The organism is Streptomyces sp. NPDC001904, assembly GCF_040297005.1.
Taxonomy (GTDB): domain Bacteria; phylum Actinomycetota; class Actinomycetes; order Streptomycetales; family Streptomycetaceae; genus Streptomyces.
This window is the reverse complement of record NZ_JBEOYI010000018.1, coordinates 123,648-136,540: the sequence shown is the minus strand read 5'-3', so window position 1 is coordinate 136,540 and position 12,893 is coordinate 123,648. Positions and strand designations below refer to the sequence as shown.

Annotated in this window: 9 protein-coding genes; 6 read left to right on the top strand and 3 right to left on the bottom strand. The window is 74.4% G+C overall.

The genetic code is table 11. The annotated features are described in order from the left end of the window. The first annotated feature begins 15 nt into the window (after nucleotides 1-15). From ABT127_RS26220 to ABT127_RS26200, 5 genes are all read left to right on the top strand, one after another. The gene (locus ABT127_RS26220) at nucleotides 16-1,116 is read left to right on the top strand and encodes an ABC transporter permease (RefSeq protein WP_351454680.1); all 1,101 of its coding nucleotides are present in this window, start codon (nucleotides 16-18) and stop codon (nucleotides 1,114-1,116) included. Continuing rightward, entirely contained in the window at nucleotides 1,113-2,039 is a 927-nt protein-coding gene (locus ABT127_RS26215) for an ABC transporter permease (RefSeq protein WP_351454677.1), read from the top strand. Before ABT127_RS26220 ends, ABT127_RS26215 begins: the two co-directional genes overlap by 4 nt. 61 nt (nucleotides 2,040-2,100) lie before the next feature. Beyond that, nucleotides 2,101-3,096 (top strand): ornithine cyclodeaminase family protein, encoded by a 996-nt coding sequence (locus tag ABT127_RS26210; RefSeq protein ID WP_351454674.1) that lies wholly within the window; start codon nucleotides 2,101-2,103, stop codon nucleotides 3,094-3,096. A 38-nt stretch (nucleotides 3,097-3,134) separates the two neighbouring features. Then, on the top strand, nucleotides 3,135-4,355 hold the full coding sequence (locus ABT127_RS26205) for a 4-hydroxybenzoate 3-monooxygenase (protein WP_351454829.1): 1,221 nt from the start codon (nucleotides 3,135-3,137) through the stop codon (nucleotides 4,353-4,355). 80 nt (nucleotides 4,356-4,435) lie between these two features. Then, complete coding sequence (locus tag ABT127_RS26200) at nucleotides 4,436-6,481, top strand: SpoIIE family protein phosphatase (protein ID WP_351454672.1); 2,046 nt, start codon at nucleotides 4,436-4,438, stop codon at nucleotides 6,479-6,481. 21 nt (nucleotides 6,482-6,502) lie between these two features. On the opposite strand, the gene ABT127_RS26195 is transcribed toward ABT127_RS26200, so the two are convergent. From ABT127_RS26195 to ABT127_RS26185, 3 genes are all read right to left on the bottom strand, one after another. Continuing rightward, on the bottom strand, nucleotides 6,503-7,117 hold the full coding sequence (locus ABT127_RS26195; RefSeq protein WP_502971782.1) for a hypothetical protein: 615 nt from the start codon (nucleotides 7,115-7,117) through the stop codon (nucleotides 6,503-6,505). 98 nt (nucleotides 7,118-7,215) lie between these two features. Continuing rightward, complete coding sequence (locus ABT127_RS26190; protein WP_351454828.1) at nucleotides 7,216-8,601, bottom strand: type III PLP-dependent enzyme domain-containing protein; 1,386 nt, start codon at nucleotides 8,599-8,601, stop codon at nucleotides 7,216-7,218. Between the two features lie 137 nt (nucleotides 8,602-8,738). Beyond that, nucleotides 8,739-10,391 carry a helix-turn-helix domain-containing protein gene (locus tag ABT127_RS26185; RefSeq protein ID WP_351454666.1) on the bottom strand — a complete coding sequence of 551 codons (1,653 nt, stop codon included), beginning with the start codon at nucleotides 10,389-10,391 and terminating at the stop codon, nucleotides 8,739-8,741. 182 nt (nucleotides 10,392-10,573) lie between these two features. On the opposite strand from ABT127_RS26185, the gene ABT127_RS26180 reads away from it, so the two are divergent. Next, nucleotides 10,574-12,868: an MFS transporter gene (locus ABT127_RS26180; protein ID WP_351454663.1), complete on the top strand. Its 2,295-nt coding sequence runs from the start codon at nucleotides 10,574-10,576 to the stop codon at nucleotides 12,866-12,868. Nucleotides 12,869-12,893: the final 25 nt, after the last annotated feature.

Genomic DNA, 12,893 nt, shown 5'->3' with positions numbered 1-12,893 from the left:
CTTCCGAGGAAGCCCGTGACCGCCACCACCACCGCGTCCCCGCCGGGCCGCCGAACGCTCCCGCGCCCCACCGACCTCGCCCGGCATCCCGTCTCCGTCGCCGTCCTGGCCGCCCTGCTCGCCCTGGGCGTCGGCATCCTGCTCGTCGTCGCGGCCGGCGCCGACCCCGCCACCGCCTGGGCCGCGCTCGACGAGGGCATGTTCGGCTCCCCGTACGCCATCGGCAGCTCCCTGAACTCCGCCGCCGTGCTGGCCCTGATCGCCACCGGCTTCACCGTCGCCCACCGCGCCGGACTCGTGAACGTCGGCGGCGAGGGACAGCTCTGCGCGGGCGGCACCGCCGCTGCCGCCACCGGGCTCGCCCTGCCCGCCGCCGTGCCCGGCGCGCTCGGTGTGCCCCTCGTCCTGCTCGCCGGGTTCCTCGGCGGCGCCGCCTGGGCGGGCATCGCCGCCTGGCTGAAGGTGCGGCGCGGCACCAGCGAGGTGATCACCACCCTGTTGCTGAACTTCATCGGGCTCGGCCTCGTCTCCGTGTCCGTCCACGAAGCGGCCCTGCTGCGCCAGCCCGTCACCTCTTCGGAGACGCTGCCGCAGTCCGCACCGCTGCCCGCCGGCGCCCAACTGCCGCTCATCGGCGGCGCCGAGTCGCCCGCCACGGCCGTCGTCGTCATCGCCGCCGTCCTCGCCCTCGGGACCGGAATCGCCCTGCGGCACACCGCGACCGGGGTGCGGCTGCGCGCGGTCGGGCACTCGCCCGCCGCCTCCGCCCGCCTCGGGCTGCCCGTCGCCCGTCTGGAGGGCGGCTCGCTCGCCTTCGCCGGCGGCCTCGCGGGGCTCGCCGGGGCGGCCCTGATCGCCACCGCACCGTACGTGCTCGCCGAGAACTTCTCCTCCGGCTACGGCTTCTCCGGCCTGGTCGTCGGACTGCTCGCCCGGGGCTCGCTGACCGCCGTCGCCGCCGCCAGCCTGCTCTTCGGCTTCCTCACCAGCGGCGGCATCAACCTCCAGCTCGCCGCCCAGGTGCCCGCCCAGACCGTCCAGATCGTGCAGAGCCTGCTCGTGCTGTTCATCGCCGCCGCCATGCTGATCACCCACCGGACGAGGAGCCGCTCATGAGCGCCGTCGTCGACGAACTCGCCTCCGGCGGCGTCCGCATGGCGCTGCCCCTGCTCCTCGCCTCCTCCGGTGAACTGCTCAGCGAACGCGCGGGCGTCCTGAACCTCTCCGTCGAAGGCATGATGCTCACCGGGGCCTTCGCGGGCGCCGCCGGGGCCCACGCCTCCGGCAGCGCGGGCGTCGGCGTGCTCACCGCTCTCGCGGCGGGCCTGCTCTTCGCCGCCCTTCAGGCGCTCCTCAGCGTCACCCTGCGCGCCGACCAGATCGTCACCGGCATCACCGCCAACGCCCTCGCGCTCGGCGCGACCACCTTCGGCTCCCGGCTCCTGTTCGGCGACGGCAGCCGCGAGAGCGCCCTGCCCGGCTTCGACCCCCTGCCGGTGCCCGGACTGCACGCCGTCCCCGTGCTCGGACCCGCACTCTTCGAGCAGACGGCCCTCGGCTACGCGGCGTTCGCGATCACGGCGCTCCTCGCCCTCACCCTGAGCCGCCGGACGACCTGGGGGCTCGCCGTCGACGCCGTCGGCGAGGACGCGCTCACCGCCGACCGGTGCGGGCTCCCCGTCCGGCCGATCCGCTACGCCGTCGTCCTGCTCACCGGCGCCACTTCCGCCCTCGCGGGCGCCCACCTCGCCCTCTCCGAAGTGCACGCCTTCAGCGACAACATCACCGGAGGCATCGGCTACCTCGCGGTCGTCGCCGTCATCGCGGGCCGCTGGCGCGCCTGGCCGACCCTGCTCGCCTGCCTCGTCTTCGGCCTCGCCCAGTCCCTCCAGTTCGCGGCCCCCGCCCTCGGCCTGCACCTGTCGGCACCGCTGCTCGTCACGCTCCCGTACGTGTTCGCGCTGCTCGCCGTGAGCGGCCTCGTCGGCCGCAGCCGCGCCCCCTCGGCCCTTACCGTGCCCTTCGTGCGCGGCAGTTGACCCGCTACGCACCCGCCCACGCACCCGCACCCGCATGTCCTACGTCAGGAGCACCCCCACCATGACCCTGATCCTCACCCGGTCCACCATCCGCGAGCTGCTGGCCGACCAGGTCGAGGAGGTGGAGGCGGCCGTGGCCCGCGCCCACCGCGACCTCACCCTCGGCGCGGCCGTCCTGCCCGCCCCGCCCGCCCTGAGACTCCCGGGCACCCAGGACACCTTCCTCGCCATGGCCGCCGCCTCCGCGCCCGACGCCCTCGCCGTCGTCAAACTCCTTGCCGACCTCCCCGGCAACCGGGACCACGGCCTCCCCGTCCAGCGCTCCGCGGTCCTCGCCACCGACACGGAGAGCGGCGCCTGTCACGCCCTGCTCGACGGCGCCGAACTCACCCGCGTCCGTACCGCCGCCGCCACCGCCGTCGCCACCCGTGCCCTCGCCCGCGCCGACGCCGGCACCCTCGGCCTGATCGGCACCGGACCGCTGGCCCGCGCACACGCCAGGGCCCTGCTGCCCGGCCGCCCCTACACGCAGGTCGTGCTCTGGGGCCGCACCCCGGCGGGCGCCCGCGACCTGGCCGCCTGGATCACCGCCGAACTCGGCGTCCCCGCGAAGGCCCTGGACGGACCACGGGCCGTCACCGAGGCCTGTGACGTGCTGTGCACCCTCACTCCGTCCCGCGAACCACTCGTCGAAGGAGCCTGGCTGACGCCCGGTCAGCACATCAACGCCGTAGGCGCCCCGCCCCGGCCCGACCACCGCGAACTCGACACGGAGGCGATGCGCCGCTGCCGCATCGTCGTCGACGCCTACGACACGGCCCGCAGCAAGTCCGGCGAGGTCCTGATCCCGCTCGCCGAGGGCGCGCTGCGCGATGACGACTTCCGCACCGAACTCGGCGACGTCCTCGCGGGCACCGCGCCCGGCCGCACCGCCGACAGCGACCTGACCCTCTTCAACTCCGTGGGCGTGGGCCTCCAGGACCTCGCCGTGACCCGGCTGCTCACCGACCTCGCCGAGCGGAAGGGGCTCGGCACCCACATCGATCTCGGGGCCTGACGCCCGTCCGCGCCCGCCCCCATAATGACCGCGTGACCCTGTCCCGGGAACCCAACTCACCTGTTGCGGAACGCTGTTCTGTGGTCGTCGTCGGAGCGGGCCCGGCCGGACTCACCGTCGGGAACATCCTGCGCGCCGCCGGCCTCGACTGCGTGGTCCTGGAGTGCGAGACCCGCGCGTTCATCGAGCACCGCCCGCGCGCGGGCGTCATCGAGGAGTGGGCGGTCCGCGCCCTCGACCGGCGCGGCCTGGCCACACCCCTCCTGGCGCACGCCGAACGGCACACCGCCTGCGCCTTCCGCTTCGAGGGCGAACAACACCGCCTCGACTACCACGCACTGACGGGCCGTCACCACTACGTCTATCCGCAGCCGCTGCTCGTCACCGACCTGGTGCGCGAGTACGCCGACGTGCGCGGCGGCGACATCCGCTTCGGCGTCCGCGACGTCACCCTGCACGACGTGGAGTCCGACCACCCCGCCGTCGCCTACACCTGCCCCGACACCGGGCGGCGCCGCCTGCTGCACTGTGACTTCGTCGCGGGATGCGACGGCGCCCGCGGCACCGGCCGGGCGGCGCTGCCCGCCGGCCGGGTCCGCACGGCCCGGCACGACTACGGCATCGGCTGGCTCGCCCTGCTCGCCGAAGCGCCGCCCTCCGCGGACTGCGTGCTGTTCGGGGTGCACCCGGACGGCTTCGCCGGACAGATGCCGCGCAGCCCCGAGGTCACCCGCTACTACCTCCAGTGCCCGCCGGGCGACACCCCGGACGCCTGGCCCGACGACCGCGTCTGGGCCCAGCTGCACCGCCGCCTCGCCGCCACCGGGTCCGACCCCCTGACCGAGGGCCGCCTCGTCGAGAAGCGGATCCTGGACATGCACGACTACGTCGTCGAGCCGATGGCGGTCGGCCGGCTCCTGCTCGCCGGAGACGCCGCCCATCTCGTCGCCCCCATCGCGGCCAAGGGCATGAACCTCGCCCTGCACGACGCCTTCCTCCTCGGCGACGCGCTCGCCGCCCGCCTCACCGGCGCCGACCCCGACGGTGTCACCCTCACGGGCTACTCGCCCACCTGCCTGCGCCGCGTCTGGGACTACCAGGAATTCTCCCAATGGCTGTCGGAGGTCTACCACGGCGCGGCCGCGGGGGACCCGTTCCGCACCGGCACGAGCCTGGCCAGGCTGCGCCGTCTGTTCACCTCGGAACGGGCCGCCGCCGCGTTCGCCGAGCAGTACCTGGGCACGGCCGAGCGCTACTGATCGGTAGGGGGACATTCGGGCCGTCGCGCGGTCCCGTCACCGTGCCGATATGGTGACGAAGCGGTACACCGGAGAGTCATATGGGCCCTGCACACGAGCCGGAGATCGGCCTCGAAGAGCGACTGCGACTGACCGGCATGGGCAGCTTCGACTGGGATCTGGAGGGCGGCACCCTCCGCCTGGACGACAACTGCCTGGCCGTCCTCGACCTGCCCCGGGAGGAGTTCCGGGACACGGCGGAGTCCGTGCTGTCACGGATCCCGCCCGAGGAGGCCGTCCGCGTCACCGCGGTCATCAACGAGGCGGTCGCGACCGGCAACGACGCCTACGGCGCGTACTTCCAGATCGGCATGCGGGACGGCACCGCACGCCTGACCCACGTCTCGGGGCGCATCCTGCGCGACGCGCGGGGGCGGGCCGTGCGGGTCGTCGGCGTGGTGCGCGCCGCCCCGCACGAACCGGCCGAGCTGGCCGGACTCGACGACGCCGACGGCAAACGCCGCCGAGTGGCCCTCATGGTCCAGGGCACCACCGAGGCGCTGTCCCGGGCCGTGACCGTCGACGACGTCGTGGCCGTGCTGTCCGGCGCCGGCGGCCTCGACCGGTTCGCCGCCGACGGGCTCGTCCTCGGCCTGGTCGAGGGAGCCGACCTGAAGCTGATCGCCCTGGTGGGCCAGTCGATGCAGGCCCTCGACGAACTCAAGCTGCACCAGATCGACGACTCCCTGCCGCTCGCCGAAGTGGTCATGAGCCGGCAGCCCCGGTTCGTCGGGGACCTGTCCGACCTGGCCCACCGCTTCACCCGTCTGGCCCCTTACATCGACCGGCTCAGACTGGAGGCCGCGGCGTTCCTGCCGCTGGTCGCCCAGGACCGCGCCATCGGCGGGCTCGCCCTGTTCTACCGGGGCCGCCGGGAGTTCTCCGACGCCGACCGCAATCTGTGCATCGGCCTGTCCGGCATCGTCGCCCAGTCCCTCCAGCGGGCCATCCTCTTCGACGAGGAACGCGACCTGGCCCGCAGCCTCCAGGCGACGATGCTGCCCAAGTCCGTCCCCGAGGTCCCCGACACCGAACTCGCCGTGCGCTACCACGCCGCGTGGGGCGGGCGGCAGGTCGGCGGCGACTTCTACGACGTCATCGTGCTGCCGCGCGGCCGGTTCGGGATCGTCGTGGGCGACGTCGAGGGGCACGACACCCACGCGGCGGCGATCATGGGCCAGCTCCGGATCGCGCTGCGGGCGTTCGCGGGCGAGGGGCACCCGCCCGCGACGGTGCTCTCGCGGGCCTCCCGGTTCCTGGCCGAACTGGACACGGACCGCTTCGCGACGTGCACGTACGCCCAGTTCGACCCGGCCACCGGCATCGTCCGCGCCGTGCGGGCCGGACACCTGCCCCCGCTCGTGCGGCACACCGACGGCCGGGTCGGCATTCCCCGGCTGCGCGGCGGACTGCCCCTGGGTCTGGCCACCGAGTTCGAGCAGGACGACTTCCCCGAGACCCGCCTCGACCTCGTCCCGGGCGAGACCCTGGTGCTCTGCACCGACGGCCTCGTGGAGGAGCCCGGCGCCGACATCGACGAAGGGCTGCGCGCGCTCGCCGACGCGCTGAGCGCCGGGCCGCCCACGGCGGAGCAGATCGCCGACCACCTCTCCCGCTCCCTGTGGGAGAAATGGGGCAGCGGGGACGACGTGGCGCTGGTCGTCCTGCGCAGGGTGCCGGACTCGGGCACCCCGCAGGCGCCCCGCATGCACCGCTACGTCCACCAGGCCGACCCCGAGGGCCTGGCGGACGCGCGGGCCGCCCTGCGCGAACACCTCACCGCCTGGGGGCTCGGCAGCATGGCCGACGACGTGGAGACCGCCGCCGGCGAACTGCTCGTCAACGCCCTCATGCACACCGAGGGCGGCGCCGTGCTCACCCTCGAAGTGCTCACCGGGCCGCCGCGCGCGGTCCGCCTGTGGGTCAAGGACCGCTCCAGCTCCCGCCCGCAGCGGCGCACGCCGGGGGAGACGGCCACCTCCGGACGCGGCATGGTCATGGTGGAGGCGATGGCGTCGCGCTGGGGAGTCGAGCCGCGCGGCGAGGGCAAAGCGGTGTGGTGCGACTTCGCCGTGCCCGACTCCTGAGAGCCTTTCTTCGCCCCCCTGTCAGCGCAGCTTGTTCACCGCCGTCACCGTCGTCTTCTTGAAGGCGGCCACCGGCGCCTGCGCGAAGGAGCCCATCTCGCCCCACTGGACGACCGTCACGACCGCGCCGTCCCGGCCGACGGAGAAGAGATTGATGTCGGAGGCGCCCCACGAGGCCTCGGTGTGCACGCCGTAGACGTACGCACCCTCCTCCACGGACAGCTTGCCGTAGTACTTCTGCTTGGCGGTGACCTCGGGGTCCGCTGCCATCACGTCCTTCGCGCAGCTGTCGAGGTGCCGGCGCAGCAGCGCCACGAACTCCTTGGCGGCCCGTGCGTCCCGCTCGACGACCGTCACCTGGAGCGCGCCGGTGTCGAGGTCGGTGCGGTAGACGCGGTGCACCGACGTCGACGGCAGGGCGTCGCCCACGCACAGCGGCAGCGGATCGGGCTGTCCGGCCGTGACCGGCCCCGCGGTCCAGGCGGAGGAGGAGTGCGGCGGCAGCTCCGACTGCGACAGGAAGCGGGGCGTGCCCGCCGCCGACGCCGGTGCGGCCAGGGCGGCCACGGCCACCACGGCCGCCGCCGCGCCCGTCGCGAACAGTGCCCGGTTCTCTCGTACGTTCATCAGTGTCATCCCCCGTGTCGGTCGTTCGGCCGGACGGTCCGGCCCCGGCGTTCCCCGCCGCACCTGTTACGACCCGCGATCCCCCGCGTGCGTTGCCCGCACCTTTGTCACAGCTTTGTCCCCGATGTCATCGGCGGTCGCGTCGAGCACCGCGAGAGGGCGGTCAGCCGGTCGGCGTGCCGGGCTCCGCTCTCGGCCGCGATCTCGTCGAGGGTCTGGGCGTCGCGTACGGGCACGAACCGGACGCCTCCGTCGGCGTCCGTGGCGTATCCGTGCACGCCGGGCCTCGGCAGGCTGTTGTAGGCCCAGGGCGTCGAGAAGTAGTAGGCGCCGGTGTCGCGCAGTACGACGAAGTCGCCCTCCGTCAGCGGCGGCAGCGCACGGTCCTCGGCGACGACGTCCCCCGCGAAGCAGCAGGGCCCCGCCACGTCCTGGGGCACGGGGACGCCGGTCTTGGGGCGGCCCTGCGCGTCGAAGGCACCCACGCGCAACGGCCAGGCGCCCGGCATCAGCACGGTGCGGGTCGCCGTCTGCGCTCCCGCGTGCGTCACCGCGATCCGGCGGCCTCCGGCCTCCTTCGCGTACTCCACGCGGGCCGCGATGAAGCCGTTCTTGGCGAGCAGCGACCGGCCGAACTCCGTGACCAGGCCGTACCGGCCGTCGAACAGGCGCGGCTCCGCGGCGCGCAGGGCCCGCGTGTAGTCCTCGTAGGTGGGGCGTACCTCGTCGTCGGTGAAGTTCACGGGCAGTCCGCCGCCGATGTCGAGGCTGGTGATCTGCTGCCGGCCGACCGCCGTGTTGATCTCCTCGGCGAGCCGGTACGTCTCCGCGACACCCTCGGCGATCAGCTCCAACGGGCAGCCCTGCGAGCCGACATGGGCATGCAGCCGGGTCAGCCAGGGTCGGCGGGTGAACGCCCGGACAACACGCTCGCGCGCGCCCGCGTCCCGCAGCGCGACGCCGAACTTGGAGGTGGCGGTGGCCGTGCTCATCGCACCGATCGAGCCGGAGCCGACCTGCGGGTTGACGCGCAGCCCGATCACGGACGTGCTGCCGGCCGGGCGCAGCGCGTCGACGCGCTCCAGCTCGTCGAGGTTGTCGGCGTTCAGCGCCACGCCCAGGGCGAGCGCCTCGGCGATCTCCTCGCGGGTCTTGGCGGGCGAGTCGAGAACGATCCGGCCGGGAGCGCAGCCGGCGTCCAGGGCCAGGCGCAGCTCGCCGGGGCTCGCCACCTCGCAGCCCATCCCCAGATCGGCCAGCAGCCGCAGGACGGGGACGAGTGAGGATGCCTTCACCGCGAAGGTGTGCAGCACGTCGGGGAGTTCGCCGAACGCGGCGTGCAGCGCGGCGACGGACGCCCGGATGCCGTCGGTGTCGAGGAAGCCCGCCACAGGCTGCTCGGTGCCGACCAGCCTCCGGTCGACAGCGTGCCGCAGCACAGTGGCGACGCGCTCCTCTGCCGTGCGCGGGTCGAGGATGGGGGCGGAATCCAGAGTCACGGGGCGGCCTTCGTCACGGGAACGGGGGAGATGCCCCGAGCCTGGCCGCCGCCGAGGGACACGTCTTCGTATGCCGGGCCAAAACAGCGGCCTTCTTTTGTGCGCTGCTCCGAACACCCTCTCGAACCGGGTCAAATCTCCGTGACGTCCCGGGCGTTGTCCGAGGTGGCCAGCCGCATCGCGAGGGTGACGATCAGCCGGGTGTCCGGATCGTCGAGGTCGAGGCCGAAGCGCTCCCGCACCCGCTTGAGCCGGTACCGCAGCGTGTTGGGATGCAGCACCAGACGCCGCGCAGCGCGCGGTATGTCACCCGCAGCGTCCAGGTAGGCCGTCAGCGAGCGGACCAGATCGCCCCCGGCGGCCCCGTCCGCGGCGACCATGGCGTGCACCGGACCGCCGTGCCGCTCCCACAAGGGCCGGACCGCGTCCAGGACCCGGAGCACCGCCACGCTCTGCCGGACGTCCTCGGGGCCCGCGTGCCGCAGCGGCGGCTCGCCGTCGGATCGCGCGGCGCGCACTTCGCGTTCCCGCAGGGCGCGCACGATCAGCCGGGCCTCCTCGGCGGACTCGGTGGCCGCCAGCGGCGACGCCACGACCGGGCCCGCGCCCACCCGCACCGCGGGGGCGTCCGGCATCGCGGCGGCCAGGGAGGCCAGATCCCGGGCGAGCACCACCGCGTCCCGGTCCTGTCCGTCGGGGACCGGGATCAGCACGGTGAGCCGGCGGCTCTCGCGCAGGTACCGCGTGCCCGACCTGTGGGCCCTTGCCCGGAGCGCCAGCGCCTGGAGGACGCGCTCGGGAAAGGGCGCGGTGGACTCCTCCTGCTCGGCGACGACCACCGCGCAGGGCGTCCGCGCGGTGAGCCCGAGCGACCACATGTGGGTGCGCCGGTCGCCCTCGCCGGACAGCAGCCCGCGCAGGGCGTGCTGCTCGCGGCGCCGCTCGGAGCCGACGCGCAGCCGGTGCTGGAGCAGATACGGCACGGCCACCTCGGCCGCCCGGCGCAGCGCTTCCGGCGCCTCGGGCGTGAAACCGCCGCCGTCGGCGGCCGCCCAGATCGAGCCGAGCATTTCGCCGCCGTTGCGGATCGCGACGATGAGCCGCTCCGGGTCGCCGCCGTCCGCGGCGCGGTGGATGACGTCGCGGGAGCTCCACAGCGCGCGCAGCAGACCGGCCCGCCGCAGCTCCGCCACCCGCCAGTCGGGGACCTTCCCGCCGAGGATCGTCGACTGCCGGACGGGATCGGCGTCGGGTCCGGTCGCGGAGTGCGCCAGCACCCGGAAGCGGGTGTCCTCCACAGTGATCGAGGCGCCGCAGTGCCGGGCGACCTCGGCGGCCAGCAGAGCGAGTTCGCCGCCCGCCAGGTCCCCCACGAGCCGGTCCGCGGTGCCGAGCGCCGCGAAGGCGCACGCGGAGCGGACCAGTTCCACGGCGTCCGCCCAGTCGGCCCACCCGGCCCGCACCAGCAGGGCGAGACCCGTCTCCCGCGCGGCCGCGACGATCTCCGCCGGGGGCGGCCCGTCGCCGGTGTCCCTGAGGACGAGGGCGGTGGCGCCCCGCCGTGCCAGCTCGTGCATGTGCTCCACCGCCGCGACCGGGTCCGGCGTGAGCCCCGCCCCGAGCACCAGGTGACCGTCGTGCGGCCGGTCGGCGCCCTCGTCGCCGATGAGCACCCCGCGCACCGGGGCATCGGACCCGGACGGGGCGAGGACGAGGCGCAGCACACCGTCCTCGTCGTGGTCGAGGACCTGGCGCAACGTGGCGTCCCTGGGCGAAGTGATCACAAGGGGCAGGATACGAACGCGCTCCGGGCCGTTCGCCCGTACCGGTCGTGACTTTAGACCTTAAAACTTAACCATCCGAATATATGGTGCGCGATCCGGGCATCCCAAGAGGGGTGCGACGTCAGGGGCGCACACTCAGGGGCCGAGCGGCAGGGGGCGCGAGGAGAGGAAGAGGCGGTTACGTGGCGAGGGACATGGTCGTGCGAGCGGCGGGTCCGCCCGGCCCGGGACGTGCGCCGAAGCGGGTGTACGCCGTGCTCGCCGCACTGGCGGCCCTGTACGTGATCGGTCCCGTGCTCAGGGCCGCCGCGGGACCCTCGCTCTCGCGCGACCTCGGCGTGAGCCGGGAGTCGATGGCCGCGGGCGAGGTGATCGGCGCCGTCGCCGGGATCGTCGCGCTCTTCGTCACCGGCAGGGCGGGCGACCGGCTCGGCCGCCGCCGGGTGCTGGTCTGGTCGCTGGCCGCGTTCGGCACCGGCTGCCTCTTCGTGGCCTTCGTCGCACAGCCCTCCGCCTACATCGCCGGACGCGTCCTGGTGACCATGGCCGCCTCCGCGATCTTCGTGACCTGCCTGGCCTTCGTCCCGTCCCTGTCGCTGCCCGGACGCCTGCGCCAGATCATGGGAACCTGGCTCGCGATCATGTCCCTGGTGTTCATGGGCGTCAGCAACGCGGCCTCGGTGATCGTCTCCGCCGTGGGCTGGCGGACCGTCTCCGTGGCCTTCGCCGTGCTCGCCGTCGCGGGTACCGTCGCCGTGCTGCGCATCGTGCCCGAGACGGCCGTGTCGGGCACCTCGACCCGCCTCGACATGCTGGTCTCCGGCTGCCTCGGCGCGGCGGTGCTGCTGATCACGGGCCTCTATCTCGCGCCCGTGCGCGGCTGGTCCGACCCCTGGGTGCTGGCGCCGCTCGCCGCGTCGCCCGCCGCGGTCGCCGCCGGTCTGCTGGGCTCGCGCAGCCGCCGACGCCTGACCGGTGCCCCGCTGCGCCAGCCCGGCACGGCACTCGCCGCCGGAGTCGTCGTCGGTTTCACCCAGATCGTCATCGCGCTCGCCCTCCCGGCGCTGGTGATCGCGGGCGGCGGCACGCGCACCCAGGGCGTCCTGGCCGTCTCCGCGTTCGGCCTCGGCGGCGCCGCCGCCTGCCTGCTCGCCCGGCGCACCGCCTTCACCCCGCTGACGGGCTGCTCGCTCGGGCTGCCCCTCGCGGCGGTGGGCCTGGCGCTGCTGCACACCGTCCCCGCGGGCGCGGTCGCGGCGACGGCCATGTGCTGCGCGATGTCCGCCCTGGTCGGCTTTGGCATCATGACCGCCCAGACCCCGCAGATGGCGGGCTTCCTCGCCGCGCTGCCGCACTCCCGCCTGGGCGCCTTCTCCGCCCTCCACCCGACCGCCATCGTCCTGGGCACGGCCGCCGCGCAGGCCATGCCCGCCTCCTCCGTCCTGCGCACCGGGCCGACCTCCGCCGAGACCGGCGAACTGCTCTGGGTCGCCGTCGCCGTGGTGTCCGCCGCGGCACTCGTCGTCGGACGGCCCGCCGTCGCCCTGGCCGTCGCGGGCACGGCCGGCCTGGAGTACCTGCTCATCCGCGGCTTCGCCGGAGAACAGGTGGCGCAGCGGCCCGGCACCGTCGTCACGGCCCTCGCCATCGGCGTTTTCGCGGGTGTCCTGACGTTCCTGCGGCGCCAGCAGACCGAACGGCACGCCCGCACCGAACAGGCCGCCGGGGCGCTCCAGCACGCCGTGCTGCACCCGATCCCGTCCCGGCTCGGCGGTCTGCGGCTGGCCGGTCTGTACCGGCCCGCCACCGTCGGCACCGGGATCGGCGGCGACTTCCTCGAAGCCGTCGACACCCCCTTCGGTACCCGCATCCTCGTCGGCGACGTCCGCGGCAAGGGCATGCCGGCCGTGCAGACCGTCACCGACGTCCTCGGCGCCTTCCGGTGCCAGGCGCACGAGGTCGCGGACCTCGGGGAACTCGCCGCCCGCCTGGACCGGCAACTGGTGCGCGCCGCGGGCGCCCGCGGCGACGAGGAACTGTTCGCCACCGCCGTCCTGCTGCAGCACGGCGGCGCGGGCGACGCGGTCGACGTGGTCAACTGCGGCCACCTCGCGCCCCTGGCCGTCTCCCGGCGCAGCGTGCAGGAGATCGCCGTACCGGCCCTGCTGCCGCTCGGCTTCGGCGCTCTCGGCGACGACCTTCCGCTTCCCTCCACCGTCGAACTCGCCCCCGACGAGACGCTCCTCCTGCACACCGACGGGCTCAGCGAGGCCCGCAACTCCTCCGGCGAGTTCTACCCCCTCGCCGAACGCCTGGAAGTGGCGGCGGGCACCGAGCCGGGCGCGCTCGTCACCCACCTCAACCGGGACGTCCACGACTGGACCCACCACCTCACCGACGACATCGCCGTCGTCGCCCTCACCCGCGAGACGGCGCCCGCGCCGCACTCCCGGCAGGCGGACCTGTCCCTGGCCTGACGACCCGTCATTGTCAGTGGCACCA

Bases quoted from the DNA above. Each gene is read 5' to 3' on its own strand.
- ABT127_RS26215 (WP_351454677.1), top strand. From the start codon at position 1,113: ATGAGCGCCGTCGTCGACGAACTCGCCTCCGGCGGCGTCCGCATGGCG.
- ABT127_RS26210 (WP_351454674.1), top strand. From the start codon at position 2,101: ATGACCCTGATCCTCACCCGGTCCACCATCCGCGAGCTGCTGGCCGAC.
- ABT127_RS26200 (WP_351454672.1), top strand. From the start codon at position 4,436: ATGGGCCCTGCACACGAGCCGGAGATCGGCCTCGAAGAGCGACTGCGA.
- ABT127_RS26195 (WP_502971782.1), bottom strand. From the start codon at position 7,117: ATGACACTGATGAACGTACGAGAGAACCGGGCACTGTTCGCGACGGGC.